The following is a 14,520-nucleotide window of genomic DNA, read 5'->3' on the forward strand; positions in this document are numbered from 1 at the left end:
CCTAATGCAAATGTGTGGTTGAAATATTTCTCACGAGGTGAAGAAATATTCTTCTCTGATTTGGGGGAGTGCTCAGAAGCTCTGAAACTGAGCATTTCGGTAGGAAAATTGGGAATGGATTCTGGAGGTATTTCCAGAAAGCCATATAGGAATATAAGAGGCTAGACCATGAAGGCAGACGAATGGACCACATCTTTGGCCATTAGGGCCGCTTGGATGTCTTTCATTGGCCGAAGCACTCAGGGAGAGATTGCTGGCCGCCTTGGGGTTTCTCCTGCAAAAGTTCATCGCCTAATAGCACATGCTCAAAAAGAAGGCTTGATAAAATTTCATATCGAAGCCCGGCCTTCTGAATGCGTTGAATTAGAACAATTTCTCTGTAAGCGAATGAATCTGGAAAATTGCTTTATTGCTCCGGATCTTGGCAGCGGTGACGAAACAGACTCTTTCACGGCAGTTTCATCTTTTGCTGGCCAATACCTTCATTCACTTTTTACAACGAATCCACCTAAGCGCATTGGCGTAGGCATGGGGCGCACGCTCCAGTCCACCATCGAGGCAATGCCTCGTGTTCACCTTCCTGAGCTTGAGCTGCTGTCCGTATCCGGCTCGCTCACCCGTCGTCTTTCTGCCAACCCGTATGATGTTGTGCAGCAGCTATGTGCGAAGACAGGTGGTGAAGGTTTCTATCTTCCTGTTCCTTATATTGCTGAAACCAAAGCAGAAAGAGACACTTTTGTGTCTCAGGGCGCTGTGCAGGAGCTGCTCGCAAGAGCGAAGGCCGCAGAACTCTTCATCATCGGCATCGGGTCCGTTGAGAAGGAAGGCCACCTTGTACAACGCAAGCTGATTACCTCTGAAGAACGTGAAGAGCTGCTGGAAAGCGGCGCGTGTTCTGACGTGATGGGCCGCTTTGTCGACATTGACGGCAACGAAGTGGCCTGTTCTCTAAACGAAAAAGCAGTTGGATTGCACTTTGATGACGTCCGCAAGGCGCATGTTGTCGCGATCGTTGGCGGTTACCGCAAGGCGAAAGCAACACTGGCAGCATTGGCGACCGGCATCATCAAGGATCTGATCATCGATGAGGTTTTGGCCAGAGAACTCGCTGGCCTGCTGAAAGAGAACGAGCTCGAAGCAACGACATAAGTTGGGAGTCTGTTCTTCTTAAGGGAGAGTCCTTTCCGCTCTACGGGAAGATATAATAAGGAAGAAACCGTGAAAACCACAACAATCCTCGGTGCAGTTGCTTTAGCAGCAGTCATGACGACTGGAGCTATGGCAGAAACTTTCAAGCCCGCAGTCGTTTATGATTTCGGCGGTCGTAATGACCGGTCTTTCAATGAAGCAGCTTACAAAGGCGCGTTGCAGTTCGAAGAACGCACAGGCATCAAGTTCCGCGATTTTGAGATCCAGAATCCATCTCAGCGTGAACAGGCTCTGCGTAACTTCGCGCGACGTGGTCTCGATCCAATCATCACGATTGGTTTCGCTCAGGCAGCTGCACTGGAGAAAGTTGCTAAGGAATTTCCTGACACGCACTTCGCAATTGTTGATTCCGTTGTAGACCTGCCAAACGTGCGTTCCATCGTCTTCAAAGAAGGTGAAGGTTCATTCCTCGTTGGTCTTCTGGCTGCAATGTCAACTGAATCCGACACCATCGGTTTTGTTGGCGGTATGGACATTCCGCTGATCCGCAAGTTTGCATGTGGTTACAAGCAGGGCGCGAAATACGCGAAGCCTGACATTGAAATCATCGAAAACATGACCGGAACCACCGGCGCAGCATGGACTGACCCACTCAAGGGTGGTGAACTTGCTCGTTCACAGTTCGCGCGTGGCGCAGATGTTGTGTTCCACGCAGCAGGCTTGACCGGCACTGGCGTTCTTCAGGCAGCTGCAGATGAAGGCAAGCTGGGTATCGGTGTGGATTCCAACCAGAACCACCTGCATCCGGGTTCTGTTCTGACTTCCATGATCAAAGCAGTAGATGTTGCTGTCGATAAGACGCTGACAGATGCTAAAGAAGGCAAGTGGACTTCAGGTGTTGAAGTTCTCGGCCTTGCTGAGAATGGTGTTTCCTGGTCTTACGACGAGTATAACAAGCCTCTCATCACAGCAGAAATGCAGTCTGCAGTTGAACAGGCAAAGATGGATATTATTTCTGGCAAAGTAGAAGTTCACGATTACATGGTGGATTCTACCTGTCCGTTCTAATCTAATGGAAAGTGCCCGCACTATCTGGTGTGGGCATTTTCGCTTACGGTGGTTCTTCGGAACGACCACTCCTTCCAGACTTTCGGTCTTGAAGGGATTTATGAGGGACTTGCGCCCCTGTAGCCCGAGTAGAGTTTTCAGCCTTTGGGAGCGAAGGTTGAAGGGGAAACGAGGATAACTGCATTGGGATCTGTTCTCTGCTTCTCCTGGGGGTGGGGCAACGCTTTTGAAACGGTGTACTTCGAAAGCAAGAACGAGATTGATGCGCAAGTTATTGATTTGATAGACCAGAAAGGCCGGGCAACAGTGGCTGAAAGCAATGTACCTGCCATCGAGTTAATTGGCGTTAGTAAAAGTTTTGGGCCTGTTCAAGCAAACAAGGACATTGACCTTGTTGTAGGAAAAGGGTCCATTCACGGCATCATTGGGGAGAACGGAGCGGGCAAATCCACCTTGATGTCGATCCTCTACGGTTTTTACCATGCCGATAGCGGAACAATTAAGATCGATGACAAGACAACCACTATTCCTGATTCGAAGAGCGCGATTGCGCAGGGCATCGGTATGGTGCACCAGCATTTTATGCTCGTCGATCCATTCACAGTTCTAGAAAACGTTATTCTTGGCGCTGAGGGCGGCGCACTGTTGAAAGATGGTGTAGCAAACGCACGTCGCGAACTTAAGCGTTTGGCAGACGAATACGACATGACAATTGACCCGGACGCAGTCGTGGGTGAGTTGCCAGTTGGTTTGCAGCAGCGAGTAGAGATCCTGAAGGCTCTGTACCGCGGCGCAGACATTCTCATTCTTGATGAGCCGACTGGTGTTTTGACACCGTCTGAGGCAGATCACCTCTTCCGCATTCTTCGCGTACTGCGCGATCAGGGTAAAACAGTTCTGCTGATCACCCACAAACTGCGTGAGATCATGGATGTAACCGATACGGTGTCCGTGATGCGTCGTGGTGAAATGGTGGCCTCTCGCAAAACTGCTCAAACCTCCATGGAAGAACTGGCTGAACTTATGGTTGGCCGCAGTGTTCTTCTGGAAGTGGACAAGCCTGAAGTCGAAGTTGGCAAGCCTCTCCTCAAAGTGGAAGGCCTCAACGTTCGGGATGATCGCGGCGTGATGCGCGTGAAGGATGTTTCCTTCGAAGTGCGTGCAGGTGAAGTTCTTGGTATCGCAGGCGTTTCCGGCAACGGTCAGTCTGAACTCCTCGCAGCTCTTTCCGGCATCACCCGCGCCGAAAGCGGCAAGATGGAGCTGTCAGGCGAGACGCTGGATCTCTCAGCGGCACATAATGCAGCTGAAATGCGCACCAAGGGAATGAGCCACGTACCTGAAGATCGCCACCGGATGGGGCTGGTCAACAAGTTCGCAGAGTATGAGAACTCCATTCTCGGTTACCATCGCGAACCGAAGTACTCAAAAGGTATGTTCCTCAATAAAGATGCAATCCGTAAGGAAGCTAAGGAACGCATCGAGAAGTACGACATTCGCCCTCCAACCACCGAAATGACAGCTGCAAAGTTCTCTGGCGGTAACCAGCAGAAAATCGTTCTGGCACGTGAAATTGAGTGCAACCCGGACGTTCTTCTGATCGGTCAGCCGACACGCGGTGTTGATATCGGTGCGATTGAGTACATCCACAACCGGATCATGGACATGCGCGCACAGGGCAAAGCTGTCCTTCTTGTATCCGTGGAGCTTGAAGAAATTCGTTCACTCTCCGACCGCATCATTGTCATGTTTGATGGCAACGTGGTTGGTGAACGCGGGCCAGAAGCAACAGAGCAGGATCTTGGTCTTCTCATGGCTGGTGTCAATCAAGAGGCAGCAGAATGATCATGAACTCCCTGTTTAACAACAAAATTTGCTTTGACCTGACATTTGGGGGAACACAGAAATGAGTAAGGGGCAACTTCCTCGTTGGGTTGACTACGGTGTTTTACCGGCCCTCAACCTGCTCGCTGCATTTATCATCTCTGGCTTGGTCGTTGTAGTAATTGGCGAAGATCCATTCGAAGCCGTTAAATGGCTCGTCTGGGGCGCGCTGGGTTACGGTGAAGGCTTTGGCTATACCCTCTACTACGCAACCAACTTTATCTTTACGGGCCTGGCTGTGGCAGTCGCTTTCCACGCTGGTCTGTTTAACATTGGTGGTGAAGGTCAGGCCTATGTCGGCGGCCTGGGTATCGCTCTGGTCTGCCTTGCCATGGACCGCTTTGTTCCATGGTGGGTGACGTTCCCATTCGCGATTATCGGTGGTGCTGTATTCGGTGCAGCCTGGGCATTCATTCCGGGTTACCTGCAGGCAAAGCGCGGCTCTCACATCGTTATTACGACGATCATGTTCAACTTCATCGCATCCGCGTTGATGGTGTACCTGCTGTCTAACATCCTGATCCCTCAGGGCACGATGTCCCCATCCTCTCGTAACTTCGAGGCTGGCGGTCAGCTTCCACTGCTCAGAAACGTCTTCACAAGCTTCGACTTCGGTCAGTCTCCTGTGAACCTGGCGTTTTTCCTCGCTCTCGCTGTTTGCGTGGTGGTTTGGCTTCTGATCTGGCACACCAAGCTTGGCTATGAAATCCGCAGCTTCGGTGCAAACCCGGATGCAGCAGCCTACGCTGGTATCTCCCCGGTTCGCATTACCGTTGTAACCATGCTGATTTCCGGTGCTCTTGCTGGTTTGATGGGCATCAACGTTGTGATGGGTGAGCAGACACGCTTGCTTCTCGACTTCGCAGGTGGTGCAGGCTTCGTTGGTATCGCGGTCGCGCTGATGGGACGAGGGCATCCGATCGGGATTATTCTCGCCTCCATGCTCTTTGGCCTGCTCTATCAGGGCGGCGCAGAGCTGGCGTTCGAAATCCCAACAATCTCACGCGACATGATCGTGGTCATTCAGGCCCTGGTTATTCTCTTCGCTGGTGCTCTTGAGCATATGTTCCGCCCAGCAGTTGTAGCGTTCTTCGATCGCTTCTCATCAAGCACAGCAGAAGCATAGGGAGACGGACATGTTAGACACAATCATTCTTGTTCTCGACAGCACATTCCGCCTGTCAACTCCTCTTCTGTTTGCGTGCCTTGCTGGCCTGTTTTCAGAGCGCTCCGGTATCGTTGATATCGGTCTGGAAGGTAAGATCCTCGGCGCAGCTTTTGCTGCCGCTGCCGCAGCCTACGTCTTCCAAAGCCCGTGGATCGGCCTTCTGGCGGGTATCATGGTTTCCGTTATGCTGGCATTGGTGCACGGTTACGCATCTATCAGCCAGCGCGGCAACCAGGTGGTTTCCGGTGTGGCGATCAACTTCCTTGCAGCTGGTCTGACCGTATTGCTGGGTCAGGCATGGTTCTCTCAAGGTGGACGAACACCGGCTTTGTCTCCGGCAACCCGCTTTGAAAGCCTCACGCTGCCATTCGCCGACACTCTGGCAAACGTGCCTGTGCTGGGTCCGATCTATGCCAATCTGATCTCTGGTCACAACATTCTGGTTTATGCATCTTTCGCTGCCGTACCGTTGACCTGGTGGATCATTTTCCGAACCCGCTTTGGTCTGCGTCTTCGCGCAGTAGGCGAGAACCCTTCCGCAGCTGACACAGCAGGTCTATCAGTAACACTGCTACGTTACCGTGCGACAATCATTTGTGGTATTCTCTGCGGGTTCTCTGGTGCTTACCTGTCTGTTGCTCAGGGCGCCGGATTTATTAAAGATATGAGTGCGGGCAAGGGCTTTATTGCTCTGGCAGCTCTTATCTTTGCAAAGTGGAAGCCAGTGAACGCCATGTTCACCTGCCTTCTCTTTGGTTTCCTAGATGCATTGGCAATCCGTCTTCAGGGCCAGGAAATTCCTGGAATTGGTGAAGTGCCTGTTCAGGTCTTCCAGGCTCTGCCTTACGTGCTGACTGTGGTTCTTCTTGCCGGCTTTATCGGTCGCGCAATCCCACCGAAAGCATCTGGTATCCCATATGTTAAAGAGCGTACATAAGGACAATAATAATGAGCGCATTTGACAAGCTTTTTGAAGAAGCAAAGGCGGCACGAGAAACCGCCTATGCGCCATACTCCAACTTCAAGGTGGGCGCTGCATTGCTCACCTCTGATGGCAAAGTCGTCTCCGGGTGTAACGTCGAAAACGGCGCCTACCCGGAAGGCACCTGTGCTGAAGGCGGAGCAATCGCGGCAATGATCCGCGGTGGCTCCACCAAGATCAACGAAGTTGTAGTGCTGGCAGACGCCGCGCTGTGCACACCATGCGGTGGGTGTCGTCAAAAACTTTCTGAATTTGCAAGCAACAAGCAGATCAAGATCCATGTAGCCAACCTCGAAGGTCTGCGTAAAACCTTCACCATGGAAGAACTGCTGCCTGCTGGCTTTGAATTGAATGAACAGATTGAGGATTGATTATGAGCGGATTTGGTAAGGAATCAGCGGAAATTGTACGCGCTGCTCGCCCAGGTGATTATAAAGTTGGGATGATCCTCGGTTCTGGTCTGGGTTCTCTGGCTGACGAAGTGGAAGACGCGGTTCGCGTGTCTTACAACCGTCTCACCGGTTTCCCTGTTTCTTCTGTTACCGCGCACGCAAGTGAGCTGGTTGCAGGCACTCTGGAAGGTGTCCCGGTTGTTATTTTGTCCGGTCGTGCACACTACTATGAGAGCGGCAACCCATCCGTGATGCGCACTCCGCTTGAGACCCTCAAAGCACTTGGCTGTGACACAATCGTTGCAACCAACGCTGCAGGCTCCCTGCGTGAAAATATCAAGCCGGGTTCTCCAATGCTGATCAATGACCACATCAACTGGTCTGGTCTGAACCCGCTCATCGGCGAAGAAGACGAGAGCCGTTTCCTCGATCTTTCCGCCGCATACGACCCAGAGCTTCGTGAGCAGCTCAAAAAAGCAGCTGCTGAAACTGGTGAAGACCTCGAAGAGGGCGTCTACATGTGGTTCTCCGGCCCGTCTTTCGAGACTCCGGCAGAAATTCGTATGTCTCAGGTGCTCGGTGCTGATGCCGTTGGCATGTCCACCGTACCGGAAGTGATTATGTCTCGCTTCCTCGGCATGCGCGTCGCAGCAATCTCCACCATCACCAATATGGGAGCTGGCCTACAAGCCCACGGCCTCTCTCATGATGAAACCAAGGAAATGGCCCCGCTCGGAGCGGCCAAGATCAAAAAGATTTTGCGTGCCTTCCTCAAAAACATGGCTTGAAGGAAACTGGCAAAATGACCGAAGCATCAACAAAAGAAATAGCAAAGCGTGCTCTAGGACTTATCGATCTAACCAACCTGAATGATGACTGCACTGCAGAAGATGTAGCAGCACTTATTGAGCGCTCAACTACACCTTACGGTCACACTGCAGCCATCTGCATCTGGCCTCGCTTTGTAAAGCAGGCTGCTGAGCTTCTGAAGAACTCTCCAGTTCGCATCGCGACTGTTGTGAACTTCCCCGCTGGTGGTGAAGACACTGCAGCAGTGATCGAAGAAACCAAAAAGGCTGTTGCTGACGGCGCGGACGAAGTTGATCTCGTCATGCCATATCGCGCATTCGCAGAAGGCCGTCGTGGTTTCGCTGAAGATCAGATCAAACAGGTTCGTGGCGCAATTCCTGCTCCAGCACAGCTCAAGGTTATCCTTGAAACCGGTGAGCTGAAGGATCCTCGTCTGATCCACCTGGCTTCTGAAATTGCAATTGCACAGGGCGCAGACTTCATCAAAACCTCAACAGGTAAAGTAGAAGTCAACGCAACTCTCGAAGCTGCGGAAATCATGCTCAACGTACTGCGTGAAACTTCCAAGGAAGATCACCGTGTTGTTGGCTTCAAGCCAGCTGGTGGTGTGCGCACTGTAGAAGAAGCAGCTGACTACCTGAAACTGGCTGACGACTTGATGGGCAGCAACTGGGTATCCTCAGCAACGTTCCGTTTCGGCGCAAGTGGCCTGCTTGATGCAGTGCTCGCTGGCATCGAAGGCCGTGATAACGACACTAAAGAGACCTACTGATATGCTTCCTCAAGAAATCGTTCGTAAGAAACGTGAAGGCGAAGTCCTGACAGCTGAAGAAATTCAGTTCTTTGTAAAGGGCATCACTGATAACAGCGTAACCGAAGGACAGGTTGCTGCTCTGGCAATGGCCGTGTTCTTCCAGGGTCTCAGTGTTGACGAGCGTGTTGCACTGACACTCGGCATGCGTGACAGCGGTGACGTTCTTGACTGGTCCGACATCGGCGCACCAGTCGTTGACAAGCACTCCACGGGTGGTGTTGGCGACAACGTTTCTCTGATGCTTGCGCCTGCACTTGCTGCAAACGGTGCTGCTGTTCCAATGATCTCCGGCCGCGGCCTCGGCCACACCGGCGGTACTCTGGACAAGCTGGAAACCATCCCGGGCTACTCCGCAAAACCATCCAACGAACTGTTCCGCAAGGTTGTTCGTGAAGTTGGTTGTGCGATCATCGGCCAGACTGGCGACCTCGCACCTGCTGACAAGCGCTTCTATGGTATCCGTGACGTGACCGCGACTGTTGAGAGCATTGATCTCATCACCGCGTCCATCCTCTCCAAGAAGCTGGCGGCTGGCCTTGAAACTCTGGTTCTCGACGTTAAGTGGGGCACCGGCGCATTCATGGCGAACTACGAAGACGCGAAAGCTCTGGCTGAAAGTCTCGTTCTTGTTGCAAACGGTGCAGGTCTTAAAACCACCGCATTGCTCACAGATATGAACGAGTCTCTGGCATCTGCAGCTGGTAACGCGATCGAAGTTCAGAACGCTGTAGACTTCCTGAAAGGCACCCACGTTGACAATCGTCTGTGGGATGTGACCGTTGCAATTGGTGCAGAAGGTCTTGCCAACTCAGGTCTTGCTGACAGCGTTGATGACGGTAAGAAGAAGATGGAAGAAGCCTTTACCTCTGGTAAGGCAGCTGAACTCTTCGGCAAGATGGTCGGTGAACTCGGCGGTCCAAACGACTTCATGGAGAAGCCGGAAGCATACCTTGCAAAGGCTCCGATCCAGCGCGCAGTTCATGCGCCAGAAGCATCTTTGGTGACTGGTGTTGATGCACGTGCAGTTGGTCTCGCGGTTGTTGAACTTGGTGGTGGTCGTCGTGCCGCAGCGGACGAAATCGATCCTGCTGTAGGTCTCACAGACATCGCTGGTGTTGGCACGTCCGTAGACAGCGAAACTCCAATCGCCGTCATCCACGCACACACCGAAGATCAGGTAGAGCGTGCAGAGAAAGTTCTGCGTGATGCTTACACCTTCGGTTCTGCAGCGGACGTTAAAGAGTTCGACACAATCCGTGACCGTATTGCGCCTTAATCTGCGCAGCAATAATTAACTGGCAGGACAGCCTCTCACCTCTTTTGAGCAGACAATTATCTGATTGAGAGCTGTCCTCCAAAAACTAAGGAAACGCGAATGCCACGCGCAATTATGTGTGTACTCGACAGCTTCGGTATCGGCGCAGCCGACGATGCTGACAAGTTTGGCGATGTCGGCTCCGACACCCTTGGTCACATTGCCGATGCATGTGCAGAAGGTAAAGGCGATAAAGAAGGTCTGCGCAGCGGTCCTCTCTCCTTGCCAAACATGGATCGTCTTGGACTGGGTGCTGCCGCTCGTGCATCCACTGGTAAAGACATTAAAGGTCTGGATTTCTCCGGCACGCCAGAATCCCATTGGGGTTTTGCTGCTGAAGTTTCCAACGGCAAAGACACACCATCCGGTCACTGGGAAATTGCTGGCGTACCAGTCACATTCGACTGGGGCTACTTCCCGGATGAAAACCCGTCATTCCCTGCTGAGTTGATCGAAAAGATCATCGAAGTTGGTGAACTGCCAGGTGTTCTGTGTCTGACGCACGGTTCTGGCACTGTTGTCATCGAGGAATTCGGTGAAGAGCACGTCAAAACCGGCAAGCCAATCATCTACACCTCTGCAGACAGTGTTCTTCAGATCGCTGCGCACGAAGAGAGCTTTGGCCTTGAGCGCCTGCTGGATCTCTGCGTGAAATGCCGCACGCTGGTAGACGAATACAACATCGGTCGTGTGATTGCCCGCCCGTTTGAGGGTTCTGCTGAAGCTGGCTTCGAGCGGACTTCAAACCGTCGCGACTACTCTGTTCTGCCACCGGCTCCAACAGTTCTGGATCGTTTGGAAGATGCTGGCCGTCAGGTGATTGCTGTCGGTAAGATCTCCGACATCTACGCAGCACAAGGCATCACCAAACTGCTGAAGGGTGCTGGCAACGATCAGCTCTTTGACCGCACGTTGGAAGCAATGGATTTGGCGAAAGACGGAGACCTCGTGTTCTCCAACTTCGTTGACTTTGACATGCTCTACGGTCACCGTCGTGACGTGCCAGGTTATGCCGCAGCTCTGGAACACTTCGACAAGCGTCTGCCAGAGATGATCGAAAAGATGAACGACGGCGACCTGCTCATTCTGACTGCCGACCACGGTTGTGACCCAACCTGGAAAGGCACAGACCACACACGTGAGCATGTTCCTGTACTGGCTCTGGTGAAAGGCGAGAAGGGTTCCAACATCGGAAAACGCCCGACTTTCGCTGATATGGGCGAGTCCGTTGCCAAACATCTTGGAATTTCAGCTGGCGAAAACGGAAATAGTTTTCTGTAGATCCAGTAGGGAATTTTGAAAATAAGCCGGGCAAGCATCGTTTGCCCGGTTTAGTGTACCGCGATATATTTCTGAATTGCCTATGATTTGCAATTGTTAGAGTGCGTTCCGTTTGTTTGGACACAATCAAGCGGCAAGAATTCACTCCAATAAAAATGTTGGGGCATGATGCGTGACTTTAAAGGAACGCGACATGCTCTGAGGATGCTGGGAGAGGCATCCGTCGTGTTACATGAGAGGGGAATGCAGCATGCAGGCTCGCACGTTTACTGCACAGCAAGATGGAAGCTTAACGCCTGAGATGAAGCAGGCGTTTGAAGAGGACGGCTTCCTCGTTCTTGAAGGATTTGCATCGCCGGAAGAGTGCGATCAGTTGAAAGCACGCATGGCTCACCTGATTGACGAGTTTGACCCGTCAACAGTCGCGTCCGTGTTTGAGACCAATGCGCAGACGCATGCGAAGGACGCTTATTTCCGTGAAAGTGGTGATAAAATCCGTTTCTTCTTCGAGGCAGAAGCATTTGACGAAAATGGTGCTCTGACCAAAGACAAACATCAGGCACTGAACAAAGTCGGCCATGCCCTGCATGACTATGATCCTGTGTTTGAACAGTTTTCACGCTCCCCGAAAATGGAACGCGTGGCCAAAGATATCGGACTGACAGAGCCACTGCTCGCTCAGTCCATGTACATCTTCAAACCGCCTCACATCGGCGGAGAAGTAAACAACCATCAGGACTCCACATTCCTCCACACAGCGCCGTTGACCTGCACAGGCTTCTGGTTCGCTTTGGAAGATGCGGATGAAACCAACGGTGGTTTGTATGGCGTTCCAGGTGGTCATCAAGGACCGCTTCGCAAACGCTTCCATTACAACGGCGAAGGCCTTGTGATGGAGACCCTAGACGAAACCCCACTCGAAAAATCTGCAGATGATGCGGCGCCACTTGTTGCCCCCAAAGGGACCCTTGTTATCCTTCACGGACTTGTGCCGCACAAATCTGCTCCGAACCGCTCTGATAAGTCCCGCCATGCCTATGCAGTACATATGGTAGACGGAACGGCAAAATGGTCGGATGACAACTGGATTGTTCGGGCTAAAGACAAGCCAATGCACGGATTTTAAGAAATGAGACCAAAGCAGAACGTGGTGCCACGTGCCGAACTGCACTGCCACATTGAAGGTGCAGCACCTCCAACGCTCGTAAGAAAGCTGGCAGAGCGCTATGATGTAGATCTGGGTGATCTGTTCGACACCAACGGAGCCTACAGCTGGCATGACTTTACCACCTTTATTCAGCAGTACGATGTTGCAGCCTCTCTGTTTCGCCGTCCGGGCGACTACGCAGAACTGGCTGAAACCTACTACAAGATGCTGGCAGCTGAAGGTGTGATCTATGCGGAGGTGTTCATCTCTCCCGATCATGCAATCAAAGCAGGCCTGAGCTACAACTCCTATCTGGAAGGCCTCATAGCCGGTCTGGAACGCGCGAAAGCAGACACAGGCATCGAAGGCCGTCTGGTGCCACTCGGTGTGCGTCATGAAGGCGCTGAGTCCGTTGAAGGCGCAGTCAAGGCTGTCATCGACAACCCACACCCAATGGTAACAGGCTTTGGTCTGGCTGGTGACGAGCGCATTGGCCCGGCAAAGGACTTCGAAAAAGCCTTCGCTATGGCCCGTGAAGCTGGTCTCGGTCTCACAGCCCATGCTGGTGAGTTCGGTGGTGCTGAAAGCGTGCGTGATGCACTGGATTATCTGAAGATCACCCGTATTGGTCACGGTGTGCGTGCAGTCGAAGACGACGCGCTGGTTCAGCGTCTTGTGGATGAGGAAATCACCCTTGAGGTGTGCCCACATTCCAACATTGCACTCGGTGTCTACTCAAACCTACGCTTCCACCCGGTAAACATGCTGCGTCAGGCAGGTGTGCGTATCACTCTCAACTCCGATGATCCGCCATTCTTCCACACAACGCTTGGCCACGAGTATGTTGAAACATCTCGTGTGTTTGGCTGGACGCGTGACATCCAGAAATCCATCACAAAGAATGCGCTGGAAGCGGCGTTTGTTGATGAGGAAACCCGTGCTGTTCTTCTAAAGCGTTTGGACACTTTAACTGAAGAAGCATGAGTTTTTGCTTGAGTTGAGTGTGCATAAGCAGGAAAACTGGCATAGCCGGGTTTCTTATGCTCAAAACCTCAGAGCATAGATTGCAAAAAGCCCGTACCTTCATAAAAAGGTGCGGGCTTTATAGCGTAGATCACTGGGGCATTTTAGGCTTCGGGGCAGACGTTGCATAAGGCCGATTCCGGCAAACCAGAAATACGAGTGCTTTACAGGCCTCAACAGGCAAAACGATAGGAACCGACGAAGATGGAGATGCAAGCATCGCAGGCTTTGTCCTTGCTCAACGCAAAAGCAGTCCGTGAACGCTCACATATGCTTTTGGAGCTGGGATTGCAGGGCGAACTTGAGCATTTTGCTGTTGATCTGTCTCACCTTGCAGAAGCTGCCCGCAGAACACTCGCTGCGACCGACAACACCTATCCAGATCGGCAAATTCCGTTTCATGCCCGCTGGCGCCAGTTTGAGACCGGTGGCATAGACCGTTGGGGAATGCTGGCTGGTGCACGACGCTTTTCTGATGTGCAGGGCATGGGTCGTGCAGCCTGCGATCTGGCAATTGTTTCTGCGCTGCTGGATGCTGCCGCTGGTGAACACTGGACGTATCGCGAAGCAATCACCAACGAAACCTTCAAACATTCTGAAGGACTGGCGATTGGTTCACTGGCCATGTTCTCGGCTGGTTTCTTTTCTCACGAGCCGCTGGACCCGCTCAGGGCAGATGCCATCACCTTGTTCCGTCTGGACAAGGATGAACTCGCAGAAGGCTTACAAATCACAGAGAAGAACCAGCTCATCGGGCTGGATGGGCGACTGTCTTTGCTGAACCGTCTGGGAGAGGCTGTTTCTCTTCGTGATGATCTGTTTGGTAAAGAAGATGAGCCACGTCCGGGCGGTCTCTTTGATATCCTCTATGAGGAAGGGCAAAAGGGCCCTCTGGATGCAGAACGTATTCTGGAGCTGGTTCTGGACGGATTAGGGCCGATCTGGCCCAATCGTGAGCAGATTGACGGTGTGATCCTCGGGGACACATGGCGTCATTCCAAAGTCACAACTCAGGACAAAACCACCAATCTTGTCCCTCTTCACAAACTTTCTCAATGGATTGCTTATTCTTTAGTTGAACCTCTGTCGTGGGCTGGTATTGAGATGACAAACATTGATGGTTTGACTGGCCTTGCTGAGCATCGCAATGGCGGATTGTTTTTGGACACGGGCGTGCTGCGCCTGAAAGATCAAAAGCAGTTCCTGAACAAACACGAAGTAAGCAGCGAGCTGGTTGTTGAATGGAGAGCGCTCACGATCGCTCTTCTCGATAAGCTCGCGGATTGGATTCGGGCAGATTTGTCTGTCTCCCGGGACCAGCTTCCACTGGCATGTGTGCTGGAAGGTGGGTCTTGGGCTGCAGGACGACAAATTGCCCTTGAAAAACGAGGTGATGGATCTCCACCCCTGATGATTATCAGTGATGGAACCGTTTTTTGATCTATAACCTTTCGTCAATTGCACCTGAGAATATCAGGTGCCTAACT

General features: G+C 52.2%; 13 protein-coding genes. All 13 read left to right on the top strand.

What is annotated here, in order from left to right; translation table 11 throughout:
• Window positions 1-216 precede the first annotated feature (216 nt).
• Entirely contained in the window at window positions 217-1,149 is a 933-nt protein-coding gene (locus PsAD13_RS05535; protein ID WP_244271720.1) for a sugar-binding domain-containing protein, read from the top strand.
• A 69-nt stretch (window positions 1,150-1,218) separates the two neighbouring features.
• Window positions 1,219-2,217: a BMP family ABC transporter substrate-binding protein gene (locus tag PsAD13_RS05540; RefSeq protein ID WP_082830530.1), complete on the top strand. Its 999-nt coding sequence runs from the start codon at window positions 1,219-1,221 to the stop codon at window positions 2,215-2,217.
• Between the two features lie 306 nt (window positions 2,218-2,523).
• Entirely contained in the window at window positions 2,524-4,062 is a 1,539-nt protein-coding gene (locus tag PsAD13_RS05545) for an ABC transporter ATP-binding protein (protein ID WP_063286845.1), read from the top strand.
• A 61-nt stretch (window positions 4,063-4,123) separates the two neighbouring features.
• A complete protein-coding gene (locus PsAD13_RS05550; RefSeq protein ID WP_063306320.1) occupies window positions 4,124-5,227 on the top strand; it encodes an ABC transporter permease in 1,104 nt (367 codons plus the stop codon).
• A 10-nt stretch (window positions 5,228-5,237) separates the two neighbouring features.
• Window positions 5,238-6,206 carry an ABC transporter permease gene (locus PsAD13_RS05555; protein ID WP_057464188.1) on the top strand — a complete coding sequence of 323 codons (969 nt, stop codon included), beginning with the start codon at window positions 5,238-5,240 and terminating at the stop codon, window positions 6,204-6,206.
• An 11-nt stretch (window positions 6,207-6,217) separates the two neighbouring features.
• Complete coding sequence (gene cdd / locus PsAD13_RS05560; RefSeq protein ID WP_063291339.1) at window positions 6,218-6,622, top strand: cytidine deaminase; 405 nt, start codon at window positions 6,218-6,220, stop codon at window positions 6,620-6,622.
• Window positions 6,623-6,624: 2 nt separating this feature from the next.
• Window positions 6,625-7,431, top strand: a complete 807-nt coding sequence (locus PsAD13_RS05565; RefSeq protein WP_063286755.1) for a purine-nucleoside phosphorylase — start codon at window positions 6,625-6,627, stop codon at window positions 7,429-7,431.
• Window positions 7,432-7,445: 14 nt separating this feature from the next.
• On the top strand, window positions 7,446-8,225 hold the full coding sequence (gene deoC / locus PsAD13_RS05570) for a deoxyribose-phosphate aldolase (RefSeq protein WP_063317658.1): 780 nt from the start codon (window positions 7,446-7,448) through the stop codon (window positions 8,223-8,225).
• A gap of 1 nt (window position 8,226) precedes the next feature.
• On the top strand, window positions 8,227-9,543 hold the full coding sequence (gene deoA, locus PsAD13_RS05575; protein WP_063317512.1) for a thymidine phosphorylase: 1,317 nt from the start codon (window positions 8,227-8,229) through the stop codon (window positions 9,541-9,543).
• 99 nt (window positions 9,544-9,642) lie between these two features.
• Complete coding sequence (locus PsAD13_RS05580; protein ID WP_063317513.1) at window positions 9,643-10,863, top strand: phosphopentomutase; 1,221 nt, start codon at window positions 9,643-9,645, stop codon at window positions 10,861-10,863.
• Between the two features lie 250 nt (window positions 10,864-11,113).
• On the top strand, window positions 11,114-11,989 hold the full coding sequence (locus PsAD13_RS05585; RefSeq protein ID WP_063291341.1) for a phytanoyl-CoA dioxygenase family protein: 876 nt from the start codon (window positions 11,114-11,116) through the stop codon (window positions 11,987-11,989).
• 3 nt (window positions 11,990-11,992) lie between these two features.
• The gene (locus tag PsAD13_RS05590) at window positions 11,993-12,994 is read left to right on the top strand and encodes an adenosine deaminase (protein ID WP_063317514.1); all 1,002 of its coding nucleotides are present in this window, start codon (window positions 11,993-11,995) and stop codon (window positions 12,992-12,994) included.
• A 243-nt stretch (window positions 12,995-13,237) separates the two neighbouring features.
• Window positions 13,238-14,473 (top strand): DUF1688 family protein, encoded by a 1,236-nt coding sequence (locus PsAD13_RS05595; protein ID WP_057464181.1) that lies wholly within the window; start codon window positions 13,238-13,240, stop codon window positions 14,471-14,473.
• Window positions 14,474-14,520: the final 47 nt, after the last annotated feature.

The sequence above is a fragment of the Pseudovibrio sp. Ad13 genome (assembly GCF_001623225.1).
Classification (GTDB): domain Bacteria; phylum Pseudomonadota; class Alphaproteobacteria; order Rhizobiales; family Stappiaceae; genus Pseudovibrio.

What these genes read in the sequence shown, in the direction of transcription:
- PsAD13_RS05565 (WP_063286755.1), top strand. Translation starts at nt 6,625, where the DNA reads ATGAGCGGATTTGGTAAGGAATCAGCGGAAATTGTACGCGCTGCTCGC.
- PsAD13_RS05555 (WP_057464188.1), top strand. Translation starts at nt 5,238, where the DNA reads ATGTTAGACACAATCATTCTTGTTCTCGACAGCACATTCCGCCTGTCA.
- deoA (WP_063317512.1), top strand. Translation starts at nt 8,227, where the DNA reads ATGCTTCCTCAAGAAATCGTTCGTAAGAAACGTGAAGGCGAAGTCCTG.
- cdd (WP_063291339.1), top strand. Translation starts at nt 6,218, where the DNA reads ATGAGCGCATTTGACAAGCTTTTTGAAGAAGCAAAGGCGGCACGAGAA.
- PsAD13_RS05580 (WP_063317513.1), top strand. Translation starts at nt 9,643, where the DNA reads ATGCCACGCGCAATTATGTGTGTACTCGACAGCTTCGGTATCGGCGCA.
- PsAD13_RS05585 (WP_063291341.1), top strand. Translation starts at nt 11,114, where the DNA reads ATGCAGGCTCGCACGTTTACTGCACAGCAAGATGGAAGCTTAACGCCT.
- PsAD13_RS05590 (WP_063317514.1), top strand. Translation starts at nt 11,993, where the DNA reads ATGAGACCAAAGCAGAACGTGGTGCCACGTGCCGAACTGCACTGCCAC.
- PsAD13_RS05550 (WP_063306320.1), top strand. Translation starts at nt 4,124, where the DNA reads ATGAGTAAGGGGCAACTTCCTCGTTGGGTTGACTACGGTGTTTTACCG.
- PsAD13_RS05595 (WP_057464181.1), top strand. Translation starts at nt 13,238, where the DNA reads ATGGAGATGCAAGCATCGCAGGCTTTGTCCTTGCTCAACGCAAAAGCA.
- PsAD13_RS05535 (WP_244271720.1), top strand. Translation starts at nt 217, where the DNA reads ATGTCTTTCATTGGCCGAAGCACTCAGGGAGAGATTGCTGGCCGCCTT.
- deoC (WP_063317658.1), top strand. Translation starts at nt 7,446, where the DNA reads ATGACCGAAGCATCAACAAAAGAAATAGCAAAGCGTGCTCTAGGACTT.